Genomic DNA, 24,637 nt, shown 5'->3' with positions numbered 1-24,637 from the left:
CCGCGCCTTTATCCGTTGCATCTCATGATGGATCGGTCATCGCATAGTTTCGGTGGGCAAGACAATCACAACCGGAATGGAATGGCGCGCTTGGCCGGAGGCGCTTGCTGAAGCGGGACGCGAGGCAACGCTCGTAAATGTCGGGAAATGAGTCGCATTTCCCGGACCGGCGCGCGGATACGCAAGGAGCGATGGTCGTTCGGGAACTCCGCTTTCACGAAGGTGTTTTGATGATGCGCTGCTGTGGCGCCGGCTTTCCCTAGGACAGAGAGGCGGAACGATGTCTATCAATCTCGAAAATGCGGTGGTCGTCATCACGGGAGCATCGAGCGGCATCGGCCAGGCCACTGCCGAAGCATTCGCGCGGCGCGGAAGCAGGCTGGTGCTGGCCGCTCGTAACGGCGAGGCTTTGGAAAAAGTTGCGGAAACGTGCAGAGGCCTCGGTGCGGAGGCGATATCCGTTGTCACCGACGTCACAGAGCCTGCTGCCGTGCGGGCGCTGGCCGACAAGGCGAAGACGCTCGGCGACGTCGACGTCTGGGTGAGCAATGTCGGCGTCGGGGCGATCGGTCGGTTCGAGGAGACGCCGATTGAGGCGCATGAGCAGATCATCCGCACCAATCTGCTCGGCCACATGAACGATGCTCACGCGGTGCTGCCGATCTTCCTGAAGCAGGGCAGGGGTGTCTTCATCAACATGATCTCGCTCGGTGGCTTTGCGGCGGCGCCATTCGCGGCGGCTTATAGCGCCAGCAAGTTCGGCCTGCGCGGCTTCTCCGAAGCACTGCGGCCGGAGGTGGCCGACAAGCCGTGCATTCACATATGCGACGTCTATCCCGCCTTTGTCGATACACCGGGCCTCAGCCATGGCGCCAATTATATCGGCCGCCAGGTCACCGCGCCGCCGCCGGTTCTCAATGCGCGCCGCGTCGCAGAGGCGATCGTCGGCGTCGCCAGGTCGCCGCGCGCCACCACCACGGTCGGCGTGGTCACCACTGCGACGCGGCTTGCCCATCTGCTGGGACCCAATCTTGCCGCCAGGGCTCTCGGCCGGCTGATGGCCGCCTATTTCAAGCGGGCGCCGCGCGCCGCCGAAAGCGACGGCAATCTCTACTGGCCCTCGACCGACGCCGCCCGGATCGATGGCGGGCTCCGATCGCGGCACAGGTATTCGGCGCCGCTCCTCCTCGGTCTCATCGCGGTTGCTGTGCTGGCGATCGGCGCCGCTGCGCCGAGGACGTACCCACGCCGGCGGCTGGCGTTGGATAGCCGGCACCGGTTCTGGTAGCCGGGTTGGATGGCGCAGATGCTGGAGGTTTGTATGGCATGCCGTGTGGCACGCCCTCTCCTCCGTTCGTGTGACGAGCACAGGCAAGACCATCACCATCGCTTCATGCCCCCACTAACAAGGCGTAGCCACGGAGCCAGGTGGAAGCCAGTCATCAGCAGGTACATCGGCACCATTCCGGTCAGCGGGAAGGTATCGGGCGTGGTGGTGCAGATCACGTCGGCGCTGCCGGTTGCGGCCGTCAGCAGCGCCATGATCGCTAAGGTCGGGGCGGCGGCGAGAGACAGAAAATCGGCGGCGAGAGCGGCTTTGGCCGGCTCGCCGGCGGGTTCGTCAGCAGCGGCGGCGAGCGACAGCCAGTTGTCTGTGTCGAGGGAGGGGCTGGCGTCAGCCCGTTTCGGGACGTGAGCGAAGAGTGCCATGACAGTCACTCCTTGCCATAGCGGTCGTGGTGCCGCCACCAGATGCCGGCTTCGTTGCGACCCTTCGGCGCGCGGTCCAGCCATTGGTACATGCCCCAGAGCCCGTCGAGCCCGCGCGCATAGCTGGAATAGCTGTGGTAGACGCCGCCGTCGATGAGTTCGAAGGCGCTGACGCCCGGGCGGTCGCGGGTATAGGTGGGAACGTCGGTGCCGGTCATCGTAGCGATCTGGACGATGGGTTCGTCGCTGTCGCGCGACTGCCATTGCGGCACTGTCTTGCCCGCCGCCGGTTCGGGGGCGGGCGGTTCGCGACGGTAGTTGTATTCGATCTCGCCGAGACGCTGCTGCTCCGGGCTGAACCAGACGCTGAAGTCGGCGTTGAAATCGCTGCCCGCCGACGAGGCCCAGGAAAAGCTCCAGTCCATGCGCCGCTTGAAGGCCTCCAGCTTTGCGAGCGGCGCGCGCGAGACCGTCCAGAAGGCGACGTCGTGATTTGCCAGGTGGACGAAGAAGCCGTTGAAGCCGTCGGCGATCGACGAGCAGGAGGGGCATCCGGCGCTGTAATCCGGCCCGAACATGAAGTGGTAGATCAGAAGCTGCGAACGCCCGCCAAACAGATCCTTCAGCGAAGCACCGCCGCCTTCGGTATCGAAGCGGTAGTCCTTGTCGATTTTCACACGGGGCAATTGCTGGCGTTTGGCCGCCAGCGCATCGCTTTGCCGCGTCAGTTCCTTTTCCTCCTCGAGCAGATCAAGTCTCGCCGCCAGCCATTGCTCGCGGGTTGCGTTCAGCATTGCCGTCATGGGTCTTCTCCTTTGCCTGTGTCTCGTCGTAGCATCTGGCTCGGTTGCCTGCCGTTGAGCGAAGATTACGGCCGGAGGGACAAACGCCGGGAGTGACAAGTGTGACGGGATTTGAATGGACTCGCTAATTACGGCTGCTGCGCAGGCGCTGGCATCTGGCGACACGCTTGGCGCACTGAAACGGGTGGCGCTGCGCGACGATGCGCCGGCGTTGGCGCTACGCGGCATCGCCATGGCGCAGCTCGGTGACCTCATTCGCGCCAAGGCGCTGCTGAAAAGTGCCGCACGCGCTTTCGGACCGCGGGAGGCGGTGGCCCGCGCCCGCTGTGTCGTCGCCGAGGCCGAGATCGCGCTCGTCTCGCGCGATCTCACCTGGCCGCCGAAGACGCTGGAGGCGGCGCGCAAGGTTCTGGAAGCGCATGGCGACCGGGTCAACGCTGCCCATGCCGGCAATATCGCCATTCGCCGGCTGGTGCTGATCGGCCGCCTTGACGAAGCCGAGCAGGCGCTGGCCGCGCTCGACCCGACGCCGCTGCCGCCGACCTTGCGGGCCGCCCATGAGCTTGTTGCGGTTGGGATCGCCGTTCGGCGCCTGCGCACGCATGCGGCACGCGCCGCACTCGACCGCGCACAGCTTGCGGCGCGGCGGGCCGACATGCCTGTGCTGATGGCGGAAGTCGAAACCGCTGGACATGTGCTCAGTATGCCGGCGGCGCGGATGGTTCTGCGCGGCAACGAGCGCCCGCTGCTGCTTGCCGAGGTGGAGGCGCTCTTTTCCGGCGGCACGCTCGTCGTTGACGCCTGCCGCCATGTCGTGCGCGCCGCCGGCGCGATGGTGTCGCTCGCGAGCCGGCCTGTGCTTTTCGCGCTCGCTCGTGCGCTTGCCGAAGCTTGGCCGGCGGATGTGTCGCGGGGCGCGCTGATTGCACGCGCCTTCCGCGGCAAGCATGCCGATGAATCGCATCGCGCCCGGCTGCGCGTCGAGATCGGCCGGCTGCGCGCGGAATTAGCCGGGCTGGCGGAAGTCTCGGCTACCAAGCGCGGCTTTGCCCTTTGCCCTGCCGGCGCTGCTGAGGCTGCAGTGCTTGCCCCGCTCGTCGAAGGGCCGCATGCGGCTGTACTCGCCTTCCTCGCCGATGGCGAAGCGTGGTCGAGTTCGGCGCTGGCGATCGCGCTCGGCACCAGTCCGCGCACTGTGCAGCGGGCGCTGGATGCGCTCGCCGGCGAGGAGAAGGTGCAAGCGATCGGACGCGGCCGGGCGCGCCGCTGGATGAGCCCGCCGCTCTCCTCTTTCCCGACGATCTTGTTACTCCCGGGACCGCTACCGAGCGACTAGTATGGGTCAACCGATAAGGAGGAAGACATGAAGACATCGGCTGCGACCATTCTGCGTGAATACGGACCCTTTCCCGGTGCGGAGCGCGTTCACGGCGTCACCTTCGACGGGCGGCATATCTGGTTCGCCTCAGGCGACAGGCTGAACGCGCTCGATCCCGACAGCGGCGAGGTGGTGCGGTCGATCGAGGTCGCCTCCCACGCCGGCACGGCTTTCGACGGCGAATTCCTCTATCAAATCGCCGAGGACGTCATTCACAAGATCGACCCGAAGACCGGCCAGATTCTTTCCACCATCCCGGCCCCCGGCAACGGCGGCGATTCCGGCCTTGCCTGGGCCGAGGGCACGCTCTGGGTCGGCCAGCATCGCGGCCGCAGAATCCATCAGATCGATCCCGAAACCGGCAAGATCCTGCGCACCATCGAATCCAACCGGGTCGTGACAGGCGTCACCTGGGTCGATGGCCAGCTCTGGCACGGCACCTGGGAAGGCGACGACAGCGACGTCAGACGCATCGATCCACAGACGGGCGAGGTGCTGGAGCGGCTCGACATGCCCGAAGGCGCCGGCGTCTCCGGCCTCGAATCCGACGGCGGCGGCTGCTTCTTCTGTGGCGGAGGCAACAGCGGCAAGATTCGCGCCGTGCGCCGGCCATGAGCGCTGCGCCGCCGGGTGCGGGTGCTGCTCCCTGCAAGAAGCCGGCGTCAAAGCACCCGCCTCGTCCTTCGAGGCCCCTTGCGGGGCACCTCAGGATGAGGCTCTCTTGGAGCTTTCGCGCGATATGAGCTTCCGCCCGAGAGCCTGGCCGCGATAGGTGGGAAGAATTCCCATGCCGAGTTTGCCGCGATGAGCATGGGACGGGAAGAAATGCCGGCTGATATCGCACCAGCCGACGACCTCTTCGCCTATCACAGCAACGAATTGCGGATTGCCTTTTGCGATCATGCCCGTCACGAACGCACGCGTCTGCAGCAGGGGCGTGGCTTCCAGCATGGACAGGTATTTTTTCTCTCGCGCGACCAGGTCGAGGGCGCGATGAAAACTGTCGATATGCGCAGCAGTGATCGGTTCGACGCTGATGCCTGACGTTTTGGGTGTCATTGCGGCCACAAGGTCTCCTTCGCAGACAGCGAGATATTCAAGACAGACGTGCCGCAGACCCGCACCGAAGCGCATAATTCATCCTCCGTCAACCTTTGCGTGTCAATTTCGAGGGAACGGGCGCCATCAAAGGGTTGCGAGTATTGAAGGTAAGGCTCACATCGCACATCACGCTCGTTCTGGTGGCGCTCACCTGTGCGGCGGCCGTGCTGCTGTGTGGATTTGCGTGGCTTGCCGCCGTGAAGGTCGATGATCTCTACTTACGCCGCCAGGCCGACTTTGTGCGACAAGGACTGGATGAGCAGATCAAGGCACTTCCCCGGGAACAGGAAAGCGTCACGAAATGGGACGACGCCTTCCTTTATTCCAAGCAGCGGAACCATGAATGGTTGCTTGACAACGTCGGCCGCTGGACGAGTCAATATTTTGGACACGATAGGACCTACATCTTCGACGATACCAATCGCCTGCTGTTTGCATTCCGCGACGGGACGGACACTATGCCACCGCGCCTCGGAAGCGACGATGGCGAGGAAATGACGGCGCTGGCGGGCGAGGCTCGGGTGGCTCTCGTCGAGCGCAAAAGGACCGGTGGCGAACCGCTTGGCCAGCTGGCCAGGGTACGTACGATCCTGATTGGCAACAGACCGGCGATAACAAGCGCGCGCCCCATTCTGCCGAGTTCGACAAGGATGCAAATCGAAGCGGGTCAGGAGTTCATCGCCGTCTCGGTCAAGTTCATCGACGGAAAAGCGGCTGAAAGCATCGCCCATTATGCGCGGCTCGAAGGGTTGCATTTTTCCCCTTCGAAGGGTGACGACGAGCGGGCGCAAGTGCCTGTCTCGTCTTATGACTGTGGGGTGATCGGCTATCTGGTGTGGCAGCCGATCCGGCCGGGCTTCATGCTGCTTCAGCAGATAGCGCCGGCGGGGCTCGGCTGCCTTGCCCTGTTGATCGCTGCGGTGTTCTGGCTCGGACGGGGATTGCATCGCACTTCGCTGATTCTGCTGGACAGTCAGGCCGAGATCACGCACCACCGCAACCATCTGGAAGAGATGGTGGCGGACCGAACGGCCGAGATCGAACGACAAAGGGAAGAGCTGGATCGCCTGCTGGTGCACGAGCGCCAGGTGAATGCGCTACAGCGCCGGTTCGTCGCCATGGCCTCGCACGAATTTCGAACGCCGCTCGCTATCATCGACGCAGCCGCCCAGCGGCTCTGCCGCTCTACGACCAACGTCAGCGGCGAGTATGTTCACGAAAAGGCCGGAGTGATCCGCAGCGCGGTGATGCGCATGGTCGATCTCATGGAGAGCATCCTTGCGAGCGGCCGGCTCGAAACCGGACAGATCATACTGAAACGGAGCGAAGATGATCTGAAAGCCTTGCTCATCACCTGCTGCAGTCGACAGCGCGAGTTCAGCCCTTCGCATATCTTCCATCTCGATCTCGATCTCATACCTGACGTATTGACCTTCGATCGAAGCGCGATGGAGCAGGTCTTCACCAATCTGATTTCGAACGCCGTCAAATATTCGCCCGATGCGCCCGACATTTATGTTCACGCCCGGGTTGACGCGAAACTGGTGGAAATCGCCTTTGCCGATAGCGGCATCGGCATGGATGCGGATGATCTGCCGAAACTGTTTCAACCTTATTATCGCGCCCGCAGCGCGACGGGTATCGCCGGAACCGGCATTGGTCTGAACGTCGTCAAGCAGATTATCGAGCTGCACGGCGGCACCGTCGAGGTGACGAGTGAGCTTGGCAAAGGCACAACATTCACCATTTCTCTGCCAATAGAGTTTCTATTGTCGGATCAACAAGTCGCAGCTTAAGGAAGAGCTTATGGTTACAGTCCTGTGCATAGAAGACGAAGTCGAGATCCGGAATCTCCTCGTCGAAGAGTTGAGCGACGCCGGATACAGGACGTTCGAGGCCTCGAACGGCGCAGAGGGCCTGGAAATGATCCTGTCGAAATGGCCTGATATCGTCATCAGCGACATTTCCATGCCTGTCATGGATGGGCACCAGCTTCTGGCGGAAATCCAGATCAATCACCCGGAGCTCTCCAACATTCCCTTCATCATGCTGACGGCGCTAACAGATCGGGAAAACACGCTCGCCGGCCTGCGGGCCGGTGCTGCGGATTATCTAACCAAGCCGCTCGACTTTGACCTGCTGCTCGCTAAGCTGGAGGGCTGTGTGACGCGGCTCGAGAACGATAAGGCGCTCAATCGGTCGTTTTAGTAAGATGGTGGTGAGGTGCTCTGCAGCTCGCTCCACCGTGGCTTTGCGCTTACCTTTTCCTCCTCCCATTCCTGTGCTCGTCACAGGAATGGGGGGAGGTTGGGGGCCAGACCATCAAAGGTCCCGCAAGCGGCTACCTTGCATCCCCTCTACCTCCCCAACACATCGCCCAACACCGCAAACACTCTCGCATCCAGCGTCTGCGACACATTGAACCGCATGAAATTCGTGGCCGACTGCGACAGGCTGAAAGCGTTTCCGGGGGCCAGCACGATCTTCCTTTCTAACGCGGCCCGCGCCACATCGGCCGCATCGACGCCGCCCGGCAGACGGCACCAAAGGAACATGCCGGCCTGGGGCTCCAGCCAGGGCGTTATTCCCAGACCCTTCAGCCGGGCCGAGACCTCGCCCATCGCCCGGGAAAGCCTGTTTCTCAGCGTCTCCATATGTTTGCGATAGCTGCCATCGCTCAAGACGTTCAGCACGAGTTCGGCCGTCAGCCGGCCACCGCCGAAGGAGGTGGCGATCTTGAGATCGGTCAGGCCGTCGATCCATTCCGGTTTTGCGGCGACGAAGCCGCAGCGGGCGGAGGCCGACAAGGTCTTCGAAAAGCTGCCGATGTGGATGACCCGCTCGAGCCCGTCGAAGGCGGCAAGGCGAGGCGCCGGCGAATATTCGAAATCGGCGAAGATATCGTCCTCGATGATGGTGAGGTCGAACTGGTCGGCAAGTTTCAGAAGCCGGTGGGCCGTCACGGGGGAAAGAACCGCGCCGGTAGGGTTGTGAATGGCGGAGTTGGTTATGTAGAGCCGCGGCCGCTCATGAGCGACGACTTGGGCAAACTGGTCGATATCGGGGCCGGACGGGGTGTAGGACACGCCGACGATCTTGGCCCGATGGGCGCGCAGCAGCGCATGGAAGTTGAAGTAGCAGGGGTCGTCGACCAGCACCGTGTCGCCCGGCTCCAGCAGAAATCGGCAAAGCAGATCGATTGCCTGGGTGCCGGATTCGACCAGCATGATCTGATCCGGCGAGGCTTCGATGCCGCGTTCGCCCATGCGCCGCGAAATCAGCTGGCGCAGTGGCGGCAGGCCGAGCGGCTGGCCGTAATCGGCAAGCGCCGGCCCATCGGCGCGGGAAAGCGTTCTGAGCCCGCGGCGCATCGCTTCGCCCGGCAGCCAGGCGGGCGGCAGCCAGCCGCAGCCGGGCTTCAGGTCACTCTCGCCGGCCTCCAGCGATTGCCGCGATATCCAGAACGGATCGACGGCGCGGTCGAGTTTCGGCCCGGTTTCGGCAAGCGCAAAGGGCGCTGCCTGGTTGGCGACGTAGAAGCCGGAGCCTGGTCTCGCCAGGATCGCGCCTTCGGCGACCAGGCGCTCATAGGCATCGACGACGGTCGATGTCGACAGCTTCATGCTGGCTGCCAGCCCACGCACCGAGGGCAGTCTCGCACCCGGCGTCAGGCTGCGTCCGGCAATGCGTTGGCGTATTGTCGCGACCACCGTCTCGACGCGCGTGCGTCCTGCCTGTTCTTCGTTCATCTGTATTGCTTTCCGAACCATAACAGTTTGTCGAAATCGTATCAGACTGTCACTGTCCTGGCCATCCGTCCTGACCGATAAAGGTCGCAGCGCGTCGCCGCGAATTTGATTCAGGTGACGTGCCTCAAGTCGTTGTTTTCATGCTTGTCGTTCAAGAGCCGGGGGCGGTTTGGACGGCAGGCGTCTGGAAGGAAGAGTGCAGAATGGAACGCATGACGGCAGGATGGATCAACGGCTTGATCGGCGTGGTGATCTTCAGCGGTTCGCTGCCGGCGACCCGTGTTGCGGTGGCGCAGTTCGATCCCGTGTTTCTAACCGTCGCGCGCGCGGCGATCGCCGGGGCTTTGGCGCTCTGCCTGCTGATTGCCTTTCGTGAAAAGCGGCCGTCGGGGCGCGATATCGTCTCGCTTGTCGTCGTCGCGCTCGGCGTCGTGGTGGGCTTTCCGCTGCTGACGGCGCTGGCGCTGCAGCATGTCACTTCGGCCCATTCCATCGTCTTCATTGGTCTCCTGCCGCTGGCCACGGCGACGTTCGGTGTCATCCGCGGCGGCGAGCGGCCAAGGCCGGCCTTCTGGCTCTTCTCCATTCTCGGCAGTGCGCTGGTGGCGGGTTTTGCCTTGACACAGGGGCTGAGCGCGTCGCCGCTCGGCGATCTCCTGATGCTGGCGGCCGTCCTCGTCTGCGGCCTCGGCTATGCCGAAGGCGGCAGGCTGTCGCGCACGCTCGGCGGCTGGCAGGTAATCTCCTGGGCGCTGGTGCTGTCGCTGCCGGTAATGCTCGCGGTCGCGTTTCTTTACCGACCGGCAAGTTTTGCCGGCATCGAAACTCCGGCGCTCGTCGGCCTTGCCTATGTCTCGCTGTTTTCGATGCTGATCGGCTTCATCTTCTGGTATCGCGGCCTGTCGCAGGGCGGCATTGCCGCCGTCGGCCAGCTGCAGCTGCTCCAGCCCTTCTTCGGCCTGGCGCTCGCCGCCACCCTACTGCACGAGCCAGTGACGTGGGCGATGCTTGGCGTGACGGTCGCCGTTATTCTCTGCGTGATGGGCGCACGAAAGTTTGCGAAGTAGCGGCTGACTTCGGGCCACAAAGCTGCCGCTCAATCGTCAGCAAATGGCCCTGTTATCGCCGCACTGAGCCCTTTTCAGGCTTCATCGTTGCGACCTCGCCAGCCTTTTAAGCGGCTGAGCGATCGACCGAGGCGGTCTTGCTGCCGTCCAAAATCACCGGAAAAGGAATGAAAATGATCACTCGTTACACATCCCTCGCAACGATGACAGCCGCGGTGTTCAGTCTGCTGGCTCTCAGCCCGGCATCCGCGGCCGAGCTTGCCCAGGCGCAACAGCAGCCGCCGGCACAGGGCCAGGCGCCGATGCAAGGACAGGGTGGTACCGGTGCGGCTGCCCCCGTCAGTGATCAGAAACTCGAGGCCTTTGCCGTTGCCTATGTGCAGGTCGATAAGGTCAGGCAGGAATATTCGGCCAAGATCGACGCGACGAAGGACGAAGCCGCCAAGCAAAAGTTGCAGGAGGAGGCCAAGAAGCAGATGGTCGATACCGTCAAAGCCTCCAACGCGATCTCTGTCGAGGAGTACTCCTCTATCCTGACGGCGGCGCAGAGCGACCCGGCCCTGGCCAAGAAGGTTCTGGACAAGATCGGCACACCGCCGCCTGCGCAGTCGCAACAGCAGCAATAGACAGCGCACTCCTGCATCGTCCTCAAGTCACACGAGGGGCGGGCGGCTAGAAATCCCGGCAGCGAGCGCTGCCTGCGCCCGCCCCAATCCTGACGGCCTCACCTGGTGGGCACGACCAGCGCCTCGCCCTTGCGAACGATATAGGTCGCCAACTCCGAAGCCCTGCCGCTGCCGACGTTCTTTGCCGAGTGCACTACGCCGGAGGGGATGAACAGGGACTGGCCAGCCTTGAGCGTCACCGGCTCCCCGCCGTCGAGCCGATATTCCAGAGTCCCCTCGAGAACGTAAGCGACCTCTTCGCCGGGATGCGAGTGGTTCGGTGCGAGCACGCCCGGAGCGATGTCAACGCGCACCTGGACGACCTCGTGGCCCGGCACGTGGATATCGTTCTTGATGAGGTCGGTGCGTTCTATCGGCTGCTCCGCATGCGCCGCCGCCGCGCCGCCGAGGAGAAGGGCGAGCGCCATAGCCTGGATCATTTTCATCGTGTCATTCTTCCTGAATTGATCGTTTCCGGCTCGTTGGCCGTGTCGCCATTTCAGTCGATGATTGAACCAGGCATGTGTCGGGAAACCTGCCATTTTGTAAGCTTGTGTATCTGCAGACCGCCTAAGATTTCCTGCAAGCGAGGATTTTCTTACGCAAACCGCATCGCGGATCTCGCGCGCGCCTTCGCCGCTACTTCCTCGCGATCGCGCGGCGGTTGGGATGTCTCCAGTGAAACGAGCAATTCGCGGGCGCAAGCAGCAATCGAACTGACCGCGCGTTCGAACACGGCCTCATTGCGCTTTGACGGCTTGGTCGTTCCGCTGAGCTTGCGCACGAACTGGAGCGCGGCATCATGAATCTCCTCGTCCGTCGCCGGCGGATCGAAATTGAACAGAGGTTTTATGTTACGGCACATGGCTTGCTCCGGTCATTTCTTGTTGTCACCGACGGAAATTTACTCCCAGCAAAAAAAGTAATCGCGTAAACGGGAATTGCAACCGGGCCACGCGGAAGCGGTACGCCGATTAAAACTCGTTCGGGATAGCTCGGGGCGGCCAGCGTCTCGCGAAGAGGGCGGCTTATATAGGATTCGACGGCTACATGGCAGCACCTGTCAGGCAGGACAACTCGTCGCTCTTTTCTTAAGCCGCCGAACCTCTGACGCCCAGCCTCGCAATATCCGTCACGCCGCCGGATGATTCGAAGTCGAAGATCTTCTGCGTCACCAGCGCCGCCGCTCCCCGCGCCCAGGAGTTGTCTTCCCAGTCGGGGAGGAGGGGCGGGGCGGCGCGGAAGGTGCGGGCGGAGAGGGCTTCGCGGAGGGGGTTAAGGAACGGATCGCCAAGCGAGACGGCTTCGCCGCCGGCGACGACGACTTCGGGGTCGGTGATGTTGACGAGGTTGGCGAGGGCGGTGCCGATGCCGCGGCCTGATTCGGCGACGAGGGTGGTGGCGGTCGCGTCGCCTGATGAAAGCGCTTCGCGGAGTTCGGGGAGGCCGAGTTCGTCGCGGCCGGTCGTTTCGCGCCAGCGGCGCAGCATCGAGAGCTCGGAGTGATAAGCCATCAGGCAGCCGCGCTTGCCGCATTCGCAGAGGCGGCCGTTCTCCTCGAACAGCGTGTGGCCGAACTTGCCGGCCGCGCCATTGGCGCCGCGATATAGCTTGCCGTCGATGACCAGGGCGCAGCTAATGCCGACGCCGACAGCGAGAACCGCCATGTTGCGGTGCTGGCGCCCGAGGCCGAAGAGCTGCTGGGCGATGGCATAGGCGTTGGTATCGTCCTCCAGCCAAACCGGCACGTGGACGCGGCTTGCCACCAGCGAGGCCAGCGGAACATTATCCCATTTAAAGCGGTGACTGCGCACGCAGGCGGTCTGCTCGTGGTTGATGACGCCGGGCATGGAGATGCCAATGCCGGCGAGCTTGGCCTTCGGGCGGCCGGCGAGCTTGACCAGTTCGGGCACGGTGCCCGCCAGGAGATCGGCGACATAATCGGGATCATGGCCCTCCAGGCCGACGCGCATGGCGGCGACGGGGTTGGTGGCGAGGTCGGTCGCGACACACTCCACCGAATCCACCATCAGCTTGAAACCGACGGCGAGCGAGTGCTCGTAATTGATCTCGACCGGGATCGGGCGGCGGCCTGCAGGCCCCGGCACTGCCTTGCCTTCGGTGACGATGCCTTCCTCCAGCAGATCGGCGACGACGAAGGTGACGGCGGCTGGGCTCAAGCCAATCACCGTCGCGATATCGGCGCGGCTCCTCGGCCCCTCGCGGCGGAGAAGGTTGAGGATGAGGCGTCGGTTCATGGCTCTCGCCGTGGTCTGGTCGCCTTTCAGCTTCACGATGAATTCCTTAATTTTGTAAATTAATTATTGCGGGCTTGCACAATCTATGCATAAGTTCGGCCGCCGATCAACAGAGCCAGCGGGATTGTACGTTGGAGGTCAGGGCACCGGATCGGCGCGTTGAATGCCTGACCGAGCGCGCTCCAAGGAGGAGGCGGCTCGGGCCAGGCGGTGTTGATCGATCAACCGGGAGGAATTCAATGGTATTCTTAAAGCATTTTCCCTCAACCACCCGCAGAAGCTTCCTGAAAGGGGCGGGCGTGGTTTCGGCGGCAGTGGTCACGGGCAGCTTTCCGATGCCTGCGATCGCGCAGGCGCAGGAAGTCACCGTCATCTCGTCTGAGAATAACGGCGCGGCGCTCGATGCACTGAAGTCGATCGCGGCGGGCTTCGGCAAGGAAGCCGGTGTCAACGTCGTCATCAACAATATGGACCACGAGGCGCACAAGACGGCGATCCGCAACTATCTCGTTGCCGGCGCGCCCGACATCTGCTTCTGGTTTTCGGGCAACCGCATGCGCGCCTTCGTCAAGCGCGGCCTTTTCGACGATATTTCCGACCTCTTCGCGAAGGAGAAGTACAAGGACGTGCTGGGTGCCACGGCCGGCGCCGTCACCGATGACGGCAAGCAGTACGGCCTGCCCACCGGCGGCACGCTCTGGGGCATGTTCTATCGCAAGGACGTGTTCGATCAATACGGCCTGACCGTGCCGAAGACGGCCGACGAGTTCCTGGCCTATGGCGACAAGTGCAAGGCGGCCGGCATCACCCCGGTTGCGATCGGCACCAAGGAATTGTGGCCGGCGGCCGGCTGGTTCGATCAGATGAATCTGCGCATCAACGGGCTCGACAGGCACATGGCGCTGATGAACGGCGAGATGAGCTATCTCGATCCGGCGCTGACGCCGGTCTTCGACCACTGGGAGGCGATGATTTCGAAGGGCTTCTTCACCCCGAACCATACCTCTTTCGGCTGGCAGGAGGCCGCAGCACTTCTGGCCCAGAAGAAGGCCGGCATCATGAACCTCGGCGCCTTCCTGCGTTCGGCCTTCACCGAAGCGGACCTGCCGCAGCTCGCCTACGCAACCTTCCCGGTGCTCGATCCGAAGATCGGCCGTTTCGAGGAGTTCTCGGTCAATTCGGTTCATATCCCCGCCAAGGCGAAGAACAAGCAGGGCGCGCGCGATTTCCTCGCCTATTTCTACAAGCCGGAGAACCTGGCGGCCTATCTAGAACCGGGCGGCAACGTGCCGCCGCGCCACGACCTGCCGCCGAGTAAGGATCCGCTCGTCAATATCGCTGTCGAGACGATGAAGACGGTGCAGGGCACCTCGCAATATTACGACCGCGACAGCGACCCGGACATGGCCCAGGCCGGCCTCGTCGGCTTCCAGGAGTTCATGGCCAAGCCCGACCGGCGTAAGGCCATCCTGACGCGGCTCGAGGGGACGCGGAAGCGGATTTATAAGATTTGAAGGGTGGCGGATCGCTCCCGGCTTGTTGACGGCCGTACTCTTCACTCGACGTCATCCTCGGCCTTGTGCCGAGGATCTGCTGCCCTATCGAAGGGGGTAGATGCTCGGGACAAGCCCGAGCATGACGGAGGAGGGGTTGGCGGGCTTTGCCAGCGAACCGAGGGCGTCGCCCCGCGACGCCCGCCTCTCCCTCGACGTCATCCTCGGCCTTGTGCCGAGGATCTGCTGCCCTATCGGAGGGGGGCAGATGCTCGGGACAAGCCCGAGCATGACGAAGGAGGGAGTGGCCCGATCTTGTTAGCGGTGTTGGTGGGCATCAGCCCGCTCCCAAGGTAATTTGAGGCTCCAGAGATGCAGACATTATGGCGCCGCCAGCGTTGGTGGCTTACCCCGACTTTGCTCATCGCGCCTGCGATCGCGCTGTTTTTCACTGTCATCCTGTTGTCGGCGGTGCGCAGCGTCTGGATCAGCATTCACGAGTGGGATGGGTTCGGGCCGATGGTGTGGATCGGGCTCGGCAATTACATCGAGCTCTATAACGATCCGCAATTCTACGTGTCGTTGAAGAACAATCTGATCTGGCTCGTCATGTTCATGGCGGCACCGCCGATCGGGCTCGCCATCGCGCTCTTGGTCAACCAGAAAATCGCAGGCATGCGCTTCCTGAAATCACTGTTCTTCATTCCGCTGGTGCTGGCCTCGGTGACGGTGGGCGTCGTCTTCACCTGGGTCTATACGCCGGACTTCGGGCTGCTGGCGCTGATCTTCCGGGCCTTCGGGGCAGTGGCGCCGGCAGTGCTCTCCGATGAGCATTTCGTCACCTTCGCGATCGTCATCGCGGCGCTGTGGCCGCAGATCACCTTCTGTATGGTGCTCTATCTCGCCGGCCTCAACAATTTGAGCGAAGAGCTGATCGGGGCAGGGCGCGTCGATGGGGCGAGGGGCTGGAACATGCTGCGCCACATCGTGCTGCCGCAGCTGACGCAAGTCACCTTCATCGCCATTGCGGTGACTGTCGTCGGCGCGCTGCGCTCCTTCGACATGATCTCGGTGATGACCGCGGGCGGGCCGTTCGGCTCGTCTTCGGTGCTCGCCTACCAGATGTACGAGCAGTCGATCTTCTCCTACCGCTTCGGCTATGGCGCGGCGATTGCCTCGGTGCTCTTCGTGATCATGGCCGTCTTTATCGCCTGGTATCTCACCCACATCATCCGCAGCGAAGAGAGGGGAGGCTGATGTATCCTCGTCCCATTCCCGAAAGCGCGATCTGGCAGCGCCGGCTCTATGTCTCGGCCGTCGTCCTCGTGCTCATCCTCTGGCTCTGCCCGCTCTTTGCGATCATCCTCACTTCCTTCCGCTCGACGGCGGATGTTATGGGCGGCAATCTCTGGGGCTGGCCGACCGAGATCGGCCTCATCGACAATTACCGGGCCGTCTTCACCGACACGCCGATGGCGCGCTATTTCCTGAACAGCCTGATTATCACCATTCCCTCGGTCATCGGCGTGCTGACGCTCTCGACGCTCGCGGGCTTCGTCCTGTCGCGCTACCGCTTTCCCGGCAACATGCTGATCTTCGCGCTCTTCGTCGGCGGCAATTTCCTGCCGCACCAGATCATGATGATCCCGGTGCGCGACCTGATGGTGCGCCTCGACCTGATCGATACCACGGTGGCGCTGATCATCTTCCACGTCGCCTTCCAGACCGGGTTCGCGACGCTCTTCATGCGCAATTTCATCGCGGCATTGCCAGACGAGCTGTTCCAGGCGGCGCGGGCGGAAGGGGCTTCGCCCTTCCAGACGCTCATCCATGTGGTGATCCCGCTGGTGCGGCCGGCACTTGCCGCGCTCGCCATCCTGATCTTCACCTTCGTCTGGAATGACTATTTCTGGGCCGTGGTGCTGACCGTCAGCGACAGCGTCAAGCCGGTGACGGCGGGTCTTGCCAATCTTCGCGGCGAGTGGGTCTCAGCCTGGAACCTGGTTTCGGCAGGCACGATCGTCGTCGCCGTGCCGCCCGTCGTGATGTTCTTTCTGATGCAGCGGCATTTCATCGCCGGCCTCACCATGGGCGCGGTGAAGGGATGAGCGCGCGTCTTCCGTTTCAACAAGAGAGGGCCAGGACATGACCAGTCTCGAACTTCGAGAGATCAACAAGAATTACGGCGCCTATCATGCGCTGCGCGGCATCGATCTTTCGGTTGCGCAAGGCGAGTTCATCGTCATGGTCGGGCCATCCGGCTGCGGCAAGTCCACGCTCTTGAAGAGCATCGCCGGCCTGGAGGCGATCTCCTCAGGCCAGATCCTGATCAACGGCCGCGATGTGAGCCGGCAGGAACCGGGCGATCGTGGTATTGCCATGGTCTTCCAGTCCTATGCGCTCTATCCGCATATGACGGTGGCGGAGAATATGGGCTTTGGCCTGCGTATGGCCAAGCGCCCCAAAGCCGAAATCGAGGCGGCGGTCGCTCGCGCCGCCAAGATCCTGCGCATCGACGACCAGTTGGACAAGCGGCCGAAGCAGCTTTCCGGCGGCCAGCGGCAGCGCGTGGCGATCGGCCGGGCGATCACCCGTTCGCCCGAGGTTTTCCTATTTGACGAGCCGCTGTCGAACCTCGATGCGGCGCTGCGCACCCAGATGCGCGTCGAACTGAGCAGCCTGCATGCCGAGCTCGGCGCTACCATGGTCTATGTCACCCACGACCAGGTGGAGGCGATGACCATGGCAAGCCGCATCGTCGTGTTGAACAAGGGGATCATCGAGCAGCTCGGTTCGCCGCTGGAGCTTTACCGCAACCCCGACAATCTCTTCGTCGCCGGCTTCCTCGGCGCGCCCAGAATGAATTTCCTCGCCGTCACCCTCGACGACACATCCGGCCGCAGCGTGACGGTCTCCGCGCCCGGCCTTGCGGCCCTGACGGTGGAGCTTGCCCAGCCGACGGCGCTGGCGAAGGGAACCAGCCTGACGCTCGGCGTGCGGCCGGAGGCGATCTCGGTGGTCGCCGAAGGCAGCGAGGGCGGAGCCATCCATGGCGAAGTCCGCCTCGTCGAGCATCTCGGCCGCGAGACCATTCTCTATGTCGATGCCGGCAATCTCCGCACCATCGCGTCGGAAAGCGGCACCGGCAACATCACCGCGCAACTTTCCTACGTCGCGCCCTTCGCCGCTGGGCAGAAGGTGGCGTTGAAGCTCGATGCGAACGAGCTCTATCTCTTCTCTCCCGACGGCGGCCGCACGATCAGCGCCCGCAAGACCATCCTCGACAAATAAGGAAAGACCGCCCGTGCCCGACAAGACCCTCTCCGTATGGAACCCCGTCAAGACCGACCGCTTCCTCGTCGGCGCGCCGCATTATCCCGAGCATGTCGACGAGAGCTATTGGGAGCGCGACGCCGAGCGCATGGCGAAAGCCGGCTTCAATGTCGTGCGCATGGCCGAATTCGCCTGGCACATTCTGGAACCCAAGCTCGGCACCTATGATTTCGACCTGTTCGACCGCGCCATAGCAATCCTCGGGCGCCACGGCATCGACACCATCATGTGCACGCCGACCGCCACGCCGCCGCGCTGGCTGACCGCGGCCCATCCTGAGATTTTAAGGGTGGACGGCAAGGGCCGGCCGATGAGCCATGGCTCGCGCCAGCACTGCGACACGGCAAGCCCCGTCTTCCGCGAATACAGCAAGCGCATCACCCGCGCGATGGCCGAGCATTATCGCGGCAACCCCTTCGTCGTCGGCTGGCAGACTGATAACGAGCTCAACACCAGCATGCCGGAGAGCTTTTCCAAGGCGACGCTCACCGAATTCCAGACCTTTCTCGCTGATAAATATCGCGAGATTGCGAAGCTCAACGCCGCCTGGGGCGGCGATTTCTGGGCGACGGCCTATGACAGCTTCGACCAGGTGGTGCTGCCGATCGAATTCGGCCCGACCTTTCCGAGCCCCGGCCATCTGCAGGATTACCACCGCTTCCTCGCCTTCTCCACCGCGCGCTTCCAGCACGACCAGGTCGAGATCCTGCGCGCAGTCAAACCCTCCTGGTTCGTCTTCCACAACCTCGGCGGCTTGCGGGACATCGATTTCCGCGGCCAGTTCAGCAAGGATCTCGATTTCGTCGGCTATGACATCTACCCGATGCTCTATGACGAGTTCCAACGGCTCGGCAACCACGCCAAGGTGCAGGCGCTGCACCTCGATATCTGCCGCGGCTTCTCCGGCAATTACATCGTGCCCGAGCAGCAATCGGGCTTCGGCAGCCAGCCGGGCTTCTGCACGCTGACACCGGAGCCGGGCGAGCTGCGCCGCATGGCGCTCTCCTCGGTCGCCCACGGTGCCGACGGTCTGATGTTCTTCCGCTGGCGGCCCGCCCATTTCGGCGCCGAAATCTATTGGATGGGTATCATCGACCATGACGATATCGGCCGCCATCGCTATGAGGAGGCCAAGCGCTTTGCGAACGAAATGACGGCGCTGCAGCCCAAGATCCTCGGCACCTTTGTCCGCATGGATGTCGGCATCGCCGGCTCCGATTTCGACAATCAGGAAGCCCACAAGACCTATCCGATCGGCCTGCCGAGCCCGCAGGACGACGCGATCCTGCTGCATCAGCACTGCTACGATCGCGGCATCGCCTGCGGCTTCATCCACCCCGAGGACGATCTTTCCAGGCTGAAGCTCTTCTACGTCCCCCATTGGGTGATGTGGAAGGACGAATGGACAGACAAGCTCGAAGCCTTCGCTGTGTCAGGCGGCACCGTCATCATCGGCGCGCGCACCGGCACGCGCAACGAGGATAATCACGTCATCCGCGAAACCGCTCCCGGCACCGCGCTTTCGAAGCTGACGGGCGTGCGCGTCGAAGATTTCGGCCGTCTCGCCGCCCCCGGCGCCAACGGCCTCTTCGACGTGATGGAACGCTCCGGCGGCCTTGTCATCCCGCCGAACAAGCCCGCCGAAAGCAACCGCCGCCAACGCCGCTTCAAGATTGGCAACCGCGAAATGACCGCCGGCCATTTCTACGAAAACCTCACCATTGACCCCGACGTCGAGGTGATCGCCATCTGGTCCAACCGCTACGCCGAAGGCCAACCGATGGCGACCTCCCGCAAGATCGGCAAGGGGCAGGTGGTCTATCTCGGCACTTATCTCACGCCTGAGCTGACCGAGGCGCTGACCGAACGGCTGTTTGCACCGGCAGGCGTGGAGCCGCTGGTCGGCGGGTTGCCCGAGGGCGTGGAGGTGACGATGCGGATGAACGACGAGCGGCGGCTGCTGTTTGTGCAGAATTATATGGATCAGGCGGTGACGGTGGGCGGGGTGCCTGCCGGGCGGGATCTGCTGGATGGGGAGAAGAAGGTGACGGGCAGGCTGGAGCTTCAGGGGTATGGGTGTGCGATTGTGGAGTTGGAGGGGTGAGGCGATAGGGAAAGGCCTAGTGTGGCCCCTTGCATGTTCAATTCGCGCTGATTGTTGGATGATCGGTCCGCACTCCGGCGGATGGCCATCCGCCGGAGTGCGGACGGCCGGGACCGCAGGCCCCTTGGCTTGAACCGGGATGAGATTGGTCCGGCCGTCCTCGCGTTTGTCCCGAACAGATGATGGGGAGCAAGTCCCGCATGCAAGGCAAGGTTTCGTTCCAAGGAGACGCGATGCCGGTAGTTTCTGCCGGTGTGGACGTGAGTAAAGAGTGGCTGGATGTTCATCTGCATCCGCTGGGCGAAGGCCGGCGGATTAGCAATGACAAGGCCGGCATCGGCCAGCTGAAACGGCTGCTGGCCAGGCATCGTCCCAAAAGCATCGTGATGGAGGCAAGTTCCATCGACCTGCCCATCGCGCTTTGGCTCGATGGCTTTGCCGTCGCCGTGGTCGATCCGTTGCGCGCGCATGTCTGCCCGCGCCTGCGAGCAGGCTTCCTGGGACGATAGAGGGAACACAATGTCCCCCTAGTTGCCCCAGCCAATTTGAAATCGATCAAATCGAAGCTCGTTCAACGGCCTGTTGGAGTGGCCTAACCTCACCGAACGAAGAACGAGATGAAGCTCGGGGGAATAGTATTGTTCGAAAATAATCGGAGGCAATTCCGTCAGTTCCAGACGGCTGTTGATGGCCCAAACTTTGTAGGAACAAGATGCAATCGTTTCCTCTCCCAAGCCGTCGAACCTAATAAAAGTCGTGCCGGAAACGGATTTTTTGCCGTTGATGAAAAGCGTCGTGCCGGATTGCCAGTTCTTCTTCTCTGGTAAATTGTCTAACGCAATCGCATTCGCGTATTTCAGCTCATGCGTCCCGCTGGCACTAACTCTCTTTTCGACGAGCAAGGGGTGCAGATATACAGCCGACACCGGCTGCAGTGAACCATCGCGCTCCATCAGCCGTTGTTCGGTGAGGCCCGGGCCGTCCGGCTTGTAGAATACGGAATAGAAAGGCGCTTCTCTGGTCAGCAGCACGCCCCGTTTGGTTTCTTTAGCGGTTAAGCAATCGCCAAAGGCTGGTACCGAGAATGTTATTCCGGCCAGTAGCGACACGCTTTTTAGCAAGATCGACATCCCAGATTCCCCTCATCCAAGTCCGCTACCGTGCAGCTTGGGTGAAATTGCTCCCTCTTGGTCAAGCCGTCCCATCCACTCCGCAGTCTTCATCCAGATCATGAACCGGCCGATACGCATTCTTCTGCAATAATCCGCCAACTGCTACCGCCCACAACCGACACAATGTTTGACAATTCCCACCAGACCCAAAGCAAAAGATATCGTCAAAAAGGAAGCTTAACACCTGCGTGCCCAAGGCCGTGGGCGCGCTGGTTCCCTGTGAGGAGCACAGGGATGGGGAGTTGGGGCAACGTCCTCGCCCAGAAGTGGCATTCTCCAACATTCCTCATGCGGGGATGTGTGCAGCCCGAGAGGGCGGAGCCTGGAAGCATGCGCCGCAGCGCTGCTCCTTGCAAGCTGGCGGCATGCGAGGTGCGGTGCGAAATCTGGCCGCGGACGCAACGACGCCGGGCGTGGCGCATGGTTGCGGGCTTTCGTCGGCGCGTTGCGCCTTGCGGTCGACCGCTGGGCGGAAGAGCAGGGACGCAAGTCCCTCGCTGACTATGTGAGTGAGACCTTTGCCTATCTGAGAGCTGAGCTGGCGAATGCGTAATGGCCGATAAGGACGTGGCTGGAAATTGGCAAAAAAAGAGCATTTCCGGACGCAGAGAGAAACGGAAATGCTCTCGTAGTTCGGTGCGAAGCAATGTCGGCTGCGCACCTCTCACATCTCGCCAGGTGGCTATTCGTCTGACGTCGCCGACACGGCGTTCTCCAGCGAGGTGCGGATCTGATCAATCTTGCCGTCGGCATCGCCAACCCCGAGAATGGTCTTGGCTTCATCCAGGACCGCCGGGCTGACCTGACCGTTTTTCGTTGCGGAAGCCAACGCGTCCTCCAGCGCCTGATCGCCGAGCAGGGGATCGTCGGCCGCAGGCTCGATACCGTTGTCGATTTCATACTGGGCATAGGCCACGGCATAGGCCGATATGGCAGCCATGCGCGGGTCCGATGTGTGCATCAGCGCCCTGTAGTTGCGTTTCAAGGAATTCAGGCCCGCAAGCTGCGCCGACAGGTTCTTCTCTTTCGTGCTGATGGCTGCGGTGTCTGACTTGCCCGATTTGGACTTGCCCGGTGCCTCGGACGATTTGCCTCTCACGGCTGACGAGTTGGAGTTGCCATGGTTTGAACCGCTGTTGTCGCCGCCACCGTTTCCGTGGCCGCCGCCGTTGCCACTACCATTGCCGCCGCCGTTTCCGCCGTCCTTCGCCAGCGCGCTCAAGTCGAGCCCCGCAATCGTTGCCGGGCTTGCTGCAAGCGTCAGCGAAAGTACGGCCAGGGACGCTAAGGTTGCTATCCGCATTGTATTCCTCCGAATCAGAGCATCAGGTGCCGTGCAGCTGCACGACTAACCAGATGTGAAGAATAGATTGCGGTCGAGCGTTGCACATCGGACTGAGGTCCGGCGATAGGCCCCGGCTATGGTCCTAAGGAAACATCCGAGACGCGGCGTGCGGGCGGCGGCCTTGGTCGAAGCTCGCGAAGTCGCGAAACGGTTCAGGGAAGACTATCGCGAGCTTTCCAGGTGGCTCTCGCCACGCAGAAGGTTCAGCCAGGCCTGCGACACTTTCTCGGCGCCTGAGCCCCCGATATGGCAATCGTCGTAGCGGTCATCTCCGTCGAGTAACGCGTCAGAATTGACGCCCTCTCGGATACCGTGACCGCTTTTTGACAGGGCCAGTTGCGCCCGTACGATCGCATTGTCCGGAATATGCTCCTTGAAGCCGCCATTGCTCGGTTCCAGGCATTTCGATGCGATCGAAATGTAAACGGGTGCTTCGACGCCGTGCTGACGCAATGTGTCAACCATTGACATGAAATGTTTCTGGTAGGCCTCGGAAGTGGTGCCCATGACGAGGTCCGCCTCTCCCTGCACCCAGAGGACGCTCGTTATCCGATAACCGGAATCCTGAAGCTGTTTCATTGTGTCGACCAGCACAGGATTGAGGTCACCGCCTGCCGCCCATCGTGCGACCTCTGAACCGCCATATGCGAGAGGTGCGAGGATGACGCTGTCATTTTGTCCCGATCCGATCAATTTGTTCGCAAGAAGCGTCCAATACTCTCCCTTGGTATTAGTCGATCCAAGAAGTGGCGACGCCGCGATGAAGCACCGTTTGTCAAAGGCGTTTACAATGCGAGCGCCATAATCTGACCGGTGCCGTTGTCCACCGTAGTTGGCCGCGTTCGATTGGCCAAGAATGAGTAGGACAGCAGTTCGATCAGTTTGGGTCGGGCAGGTCACCGCGGTTTTTGATTCATCTGCGATGAGTCGTTCCTTGTCGTCGAAGGTATAACGGCTTGAAGCCGCCGCCTTCTCTGGGCTAATCATTTTCTTCAGCGCGGAAAGTTGTGGCCAGGGAAAGATCTCATGTCTCGCGCTCATGCCGCCGAGAACATAGAAGGCGATCAAGGCGGCCAGGCCGGCGGCCATTGTTTTGCGCATGTCGTTACCCTTTAAACATCATCCGACGACATGAAGCCCACGGACCGACCAAGGCTGCTCCAGCCATGACGGTTCCTCTATACCAGCCACATCTGCTTGCTCGGGCATGCTCTTCAAAAAGAGCTCGCCGCGAAGATCGAGCCCCAATCGACGACTATTTTCGATGGAGTTGCCGAAAACCTGCCCTAATCTATAGTCCGGACCGGTGATTGCAATCATCCGGATGGGTGAAAGATCGTGCTATGCGGCATGAATTCCATGGAGCAAATTCCCTATGCTCGTCCATGGAAAGGCGATCACAGATCGGCGCGGCGAGAACGTGGGAGCGGAGCACCGGTCGCCATCCGAGATGCGGCATGCGGGCCTGCCAAGTTTGGCGAGACGCCGACCCAATCTCCGGGGTCCTCGGGCTTGGCCCGAGGACCCATGCCGCGGCTCGGCTCAAGCCCGATTACGCCAGCCGCAATTCGAGCAGCGGGTGCAGCTTCTTCAGATTAGGGAGGGACTTTGCCTGCCACGGATGTTGATGGGTGCCTTTGACGATGAGCAGGAGGTCGCCCATCTTTCTAGCCTCGATCGTCAGCTTTGCCAGGAGGTTGATGCCCGAGGAATTCAGGAATTCGAGGCCCGTCAGGTCGAACGTCACCTGTTTGTGCCCTTCATGGAGAAGGCCTGTTATCAATGAATAGATCGGCGCATAGGCGTCCGGGCCAGCCAGGCGGAAGACGCCATCGAAATACACCTCGTTTTTTTCCGCCCATACGCGGAAGTTTTCGTCGCTGATTTCCATTCTTCGCTCACCGATTGGAGGAGGGGGGCATCGCCACAGCTGCAGTCGTCGTCAGTGCGATATGCTCGTCATTATTCTCGAATGTCCATGCCATTCTCGCATCGTAATCGCTCAAAAGGGTGAGCAGGCCCAAACCGGAACCGCTTTCTGGCGAAATGGCGTTGATTTCGATTTGCTCAAGAAGAAGTACACCGGGCTCCTTCGATTGAAGGCGGTGCAGGAGCTGCTGGAAGCGAGACGCTGTCGCGCTGTCGACGGCATTCTTGACCCTTAGCAGAAAGCTTCCATCGATGATGCCGGCTTCGATGAGGATTTCGCCAGGCTGTCGGAATTTGACGGCATTTTCGATCAGCTCGTTGCTGAGGTATCCAATATCATGATGCGCCTGCAGGTAATCTTTCCTCGACCGGGAATAAGGCAGCGCCATGATCTCCGCTATGAAGTCCGACGTCATTCCTGAATGCTTCCATCCAAGCTGAAGCGGCCCATCCCTCAATGTCAGGCGAGCGCCAGAATCCAGGCTGATCTCCGCCAAAGATTCGATGCCGAATATTTTGGGCGCCATGTC

24 protein-coding genes and 1 pseudogene are annotated in these 24,637 nt (G+C 61.9%); 13 read left to right on the top strand and 12 right to left on the bottom strand.

The window, feature by feature from the left end:
- The first annotated feature begins 280 nt into the window (after positions 1-280).
- The gene (locus RHE_RS13685) at positions 281-1,288 is read left to right on the top strand and encodes an SDR family oxidoreductase (RefSeq protein WP_011425923.1); all 1,008 of its coding nucleotides are present in this window, start codon (positions 281-283) and stop codon (positions 1,286-1,288) included.
- A gap of 92 nt (positions 1,289-1,380) precedes the next feature.
- Here the strand turns inward: RHE_RS13685 and RHE_RS13680 are convergent, their stop codons facing one another.
- Together RHE_RS13680 and RHE_RS13675 are read right to left on the bottom strand one after the other, a co-directional pair.
- A complete protein-coding gene (locus tag RHE_RS13680; RefSeq protein WP_011425922.1) occupies positions 1,381-1,710 on the bottom strand; it encodes a hypothetical protein in 330 nt (109 codons plus the stop codon).
- A 5-nt stretch (positions 1,711-1,715) separates the two neighbouring features.
- Positions 1,716-2,513: a DUF899 domain-containing protein gene (locus tag RHE_RS13675; protein ID WP_011425921.1), complete on the bottom strand. Its 798-nt coding sequence runs from the start codon at positions 2,511-2,513 to the stop codon at positions 1,716-1,718.
- A gap of 115 nt (positions 2,514-2,628) precedes the next feature.
- Here RHE_RS13675 and RHE_RS13670 point away from each other — a divergent pair, with 115 nt between their 5' ends.
- Together RHE_RS13670 and RHE_RS13665 are read left to right on the top strand one after the other, a co-directional pair.
- Positions 2,629-3,849 carry a hypothetical protein gene (locus RHE_RS13670; RefSeq protein ID WP_011425920.1) on the top strand — a complete coding sequence of 407 codons (1,221 nt, stop codon included), beginning with the start codon at positions 2,629-2,631 and terminating at the stop codon, positions 3,847-3,849.
- Positions 3,850-3,876: 27 nt separating this feature from the next.
- Positions 3,877-4,506 (top strand): Vgb family protein, encoded by a 630-nt coding sequence (locus RHE_RS13665; RefSeq protein WP_011425919.1) that lies wholly within the window; start codon positions 3,877-3,879, stop codon positions 4,504-4,506.
- A gap of 96 nt (positions 4,507-4,602) precedes the next feature.
- Here the strand turns inward: RHE_RS13665 and RHE_RS13660 are convergent.
- A pseudogene (locus RHE_RS13660) lies at positions 4,603-4,950 on the bottom strand (N-acetyltransferase family protein); the annotation flags it as partial.
- A 95-nt stretch (positions 4,951-5,045) separates the two neighbouring features.
- Here RHE_RS13660 and RHE_RS13655 point away from each other — a divergent pair.
- Together RHE_RS13655 and RHE_RS13650 are read left to right on the top strand one after the other, a co-directional pair.
- Positions 5,046-6,788, top strand: a complete 1,743-nt coding sequence (locus RHE_RS13655) for a sensor histidine kinase (RefSeq protein WP_011425917.1) — start codon at positions 5,046-5,048, stop codon at positions 6,786-6,788.
- Positions 6,789-6,798: 10 nt separating this feature from the next.
- Complete coding sequence (locus RHE_RS13650; protein ID WP_011425916.1) at positions 6,799-7,200, top strand: response regulator; 402 nt, start codon at positions 6,799-6,801, stop codon at positions 7,198-7,200.
- A gap of 149 nt (positions 7,201-7,349) precedes the next feature.
- On the opposite strand, the gene RHE_RS13645 is transcribed toward RHE_RS13650, so the two are convergent.
- Positions 7,350-8,762 carry an aminotransferase-like domain-containing protein gene (locus RHE_RS13645; protein WP_042118702.1) on the bottom strand — a complete coding sequence of 471 codons (1,413 nt, stop codon included), beginning with the start codon at positions 8,760-8,762 and terminating at the stop codon, positions 7,350-7,352.
- A gap of 182 nt (positions 8,763-8,944) precedes the next feature.
- On the opposite strand from RHE_RS13645, the gene RHE_RS13640 reads away from it, so the two are divergent.
- Both RHE_RS13640 and RHE_RS13635 read left to right on the top strand, forming a co-directional pair.
- Positions 8,945-9,808 (top strand): DMT family transporter, encoded by an 864-nt coding sequence (locus RHE_RS13640; protein ID WP_011425914.1) that lies wholly within the window; start codon positions 8,945-8,947, stop codon positions 9,806-9,808.
- A 173-nt stretch (positions 9,809-9,981) separates the two neighbouring features.
- The gene (locus RHE_RS13635) at positions 9,982-10,434 is read left to right on the top strand and encodes a DUF4168 domain-containing protein (RefSeq protein WP_011425913.1); all 453 of its coding nucleotides are present in this window, start codon (positions 9,982-9,984) and stop codon (positions 10,432-10,434) included.
- A gap of 98 nt (positions 10,435-10,532) precedes the next feature.
- Here RHE_RS13635 and RHE_RS13630 read toward each other — a convergent pair whose 3' ends face one another.
- The 3 genes from RHE_RS13630 to RHE_RS13620 all read right to left on the bottom strand — a co-directional run bounded on the left by RHE_RS13630 (position 10,533) and on the right by RHE_RS13620 (position 12,767).
- Positions 10,533-10,919 (bottom strand): cupin domain-containing protein, encoded by a 387-nt coding sequence (locus RHE_RS13630; RefSeq protein WP_042119270.1) that lies wholly within the window; start codon positions 10,917-10,919, stop codon positions 10,533-10,535.
- Between the two features lie 152 nt (positions 10,920-11,071).
- Positions 11,072-11,338, bottom strand: coding sequence for a DUF2277 domain-containing protein (locus RHE_RS13625; RefSeq protein ID WP_011425911.1), 267 nt, complete (start codon positions 11,336-11,338; stop codon positions 11,072-11,074).
- A 226-nt stretch (positions 11,339-11,564) separates the two neighbouring features.
- Positions 11,565-12,767 (bottom strand): ROK family protein, encoded by a 1,203-nt coding sequence (locus tag RHE_RS13620; RefSeq protein WP_042118698.1) that lies wholly within the window; start codon positions 12,765-12,767, stop codon positions 11,565-11,567.
- 203 nt (positions 12,768-12,970) lie between these two features.
- Here RHE_RS13620 and RHE_RS13615 point away from each other — a divergent pair, with 203 nt between their 5' ends.
- The 6 genes from RHE_RS13615 to RHE_RS13585 all read left to right on the top strand — a co-directional run bounded on the left by RHE_RS13615 (position 12,971) and on the right by RHE_RS13585 (position 20,170).
- Complete coding sequence (locus RHE_RS13615; RefSeq protein ID WP_011425909.1) at positions 12,971-14,245, top strand: ABC transporter substrate-binding protein; 1,275 nt, start codon at positions 12,971-12,973, stop codon at positions 14,243-14,245.
- A 351-nt stretch (positions 14,246-14,596) separates the two neighbouring features.
- Positions 14,597-15,481 carry a carbohydrate ABC transporter permease gene (locus RHE_RS13605; RefSeq protein ID WP_011425908.1) on the top strand — a complete coding sequence of 295 codons (885 nt, stop codon included), beginning with the start codon at positions 14,597-14,599 and terminating at the stop codon, positions 15,479-15,481.
- On the top strand, positions 15,481-16,332 hold the full coding sequence (locus RHE_RS13600; protein WP_011425907.1) for a carbohydrate ABC transporter permease: 852 nt from the start codon (positions 15,481-15,483) through the stop codon (positions 16,330-16,332). Before RHE_RS13605 ends, RHE_RS13600 begins: the two co-directional genes overlap by 1 nt.
- A 37-nt stretch (positions 16,333-16,369) precedes the next feature.
- A complete protein-coding gene (locus RHE_RS13595; protein ID WP_042118693.1) occupies positions 16,370-17,515 on the top strand; it encodes an ABC transporter ATP-binding protein in 1,146 nt (381 codons plus the stop codon).
- A 13-nt stretch (positions 17,516-17,528) separates the two neighbouring features.
- A complete protein-coding gene (locus tag RHE_RS13590; RefSeq protein WP_042118690.1) occupies positions 17,529-19,661 on the top strand; it encodes a beta-galactosidase in 2,133 nt (710 codons plus the stop codon).
- Between the two features lie 200 nt (positions 19,662-19,861).
- Positions 19,862-20,170: an IS110 family transposase gene (locus RHE_RS13585; protein WP_041678687.1), complete on the top strand. Its 309-nt coding sequence runs from the start codon at positions 19,862-19,864 to the stop codon at positions 20,168-20,170.
- Between the two features lie 18 nt (positions 20,171-20,188).
- Here RHE_RS13585 and RHE_RS13580 read toward each other — a convergent pair whose 3' ends face one another.
- The 5 genes from RHE_RS13580 to RHE_RS13560 all read right to left on the bottom strand — a co-directional run bounded on the left by RHE_RS13580 (position 20,189) and on the right by RHE_RS13560 (position 24,634).
- Complete coding sequence (locus RHE_RS13580; RefSeq protein WP_011425903.1) at positions 20,189-20,791, bottom strand: hypothetical protein; 603 nt, start codon at positions 20,789-20,791, stop codon at positions 20,189-20,191.
- Positions 20,792-21,515: 724 nt separating this feature from the next.
- The gene (locus tag RHE_RS13575) at positions 21,516-22,136 is read right to left on the bottom strand and encodes a hypothetical protein (protein ID WP_011425901.1); all 621 of its coding nucleotides are present in this window, start codon (positions 22,134-22,136) and stop codon (positions 21,516-21,518) included.
- A gap of 204 nt (positions 22,137-22,340) precedes the next feature.
- Positions 22,341-23,279, bottom strand: coding sequence for a sialate O-acetylesterase (locus tag RHE_RS13570; RefSeq protein WP_011425900.1), 939 nt, complete (start codon positions 23,277-23,279; stop codon positions 22,341-22,343).
- A 451-nt stretch (positions 23,280-23,730) separates the two neighbouring features.
- The gene (locus RHE_RS13565) at positions 23,731-24,069 is read right to left on the bottom strand and encodes a slr1659 superfamily regulator (protein WP_011425899.1); all 339 of its coding nucleotides are present in this window, start codon (positions 24,067-24,069) and stop codon (positions 23,731-23,733) included.
- Between the two features lie 7 nt (positions 24,070-24,076).
- Entirely contained in the window at positions 24,077-24,634 is a 558-nt protein-coding gene (locus tag RHE_RS13560; protein ID WP_042118687.1) for a slr1658 superfamily regulator, read from the bottom strand.
- Between the last annotated feature and the right edge of the window lie 3 nt (positions 24,635-24,637).

Origin of the sequence: Rhizobium etli CFN 42, from assembly GCF_000092045.1 — a bacterium.
In the GTDB taxonomy this organism is placed as follows: domain Bacteria; phylum Pseudomonadota; class Alphaproteobacteria; order Rhizobiales; family Rhizobiaceae; genus Rhizobium; species Rhizobium etli.
Note: the sequence above shows the minus strand (reverse complement) of the source record. Positions and strands in the feature narration are given on the sequence as shown.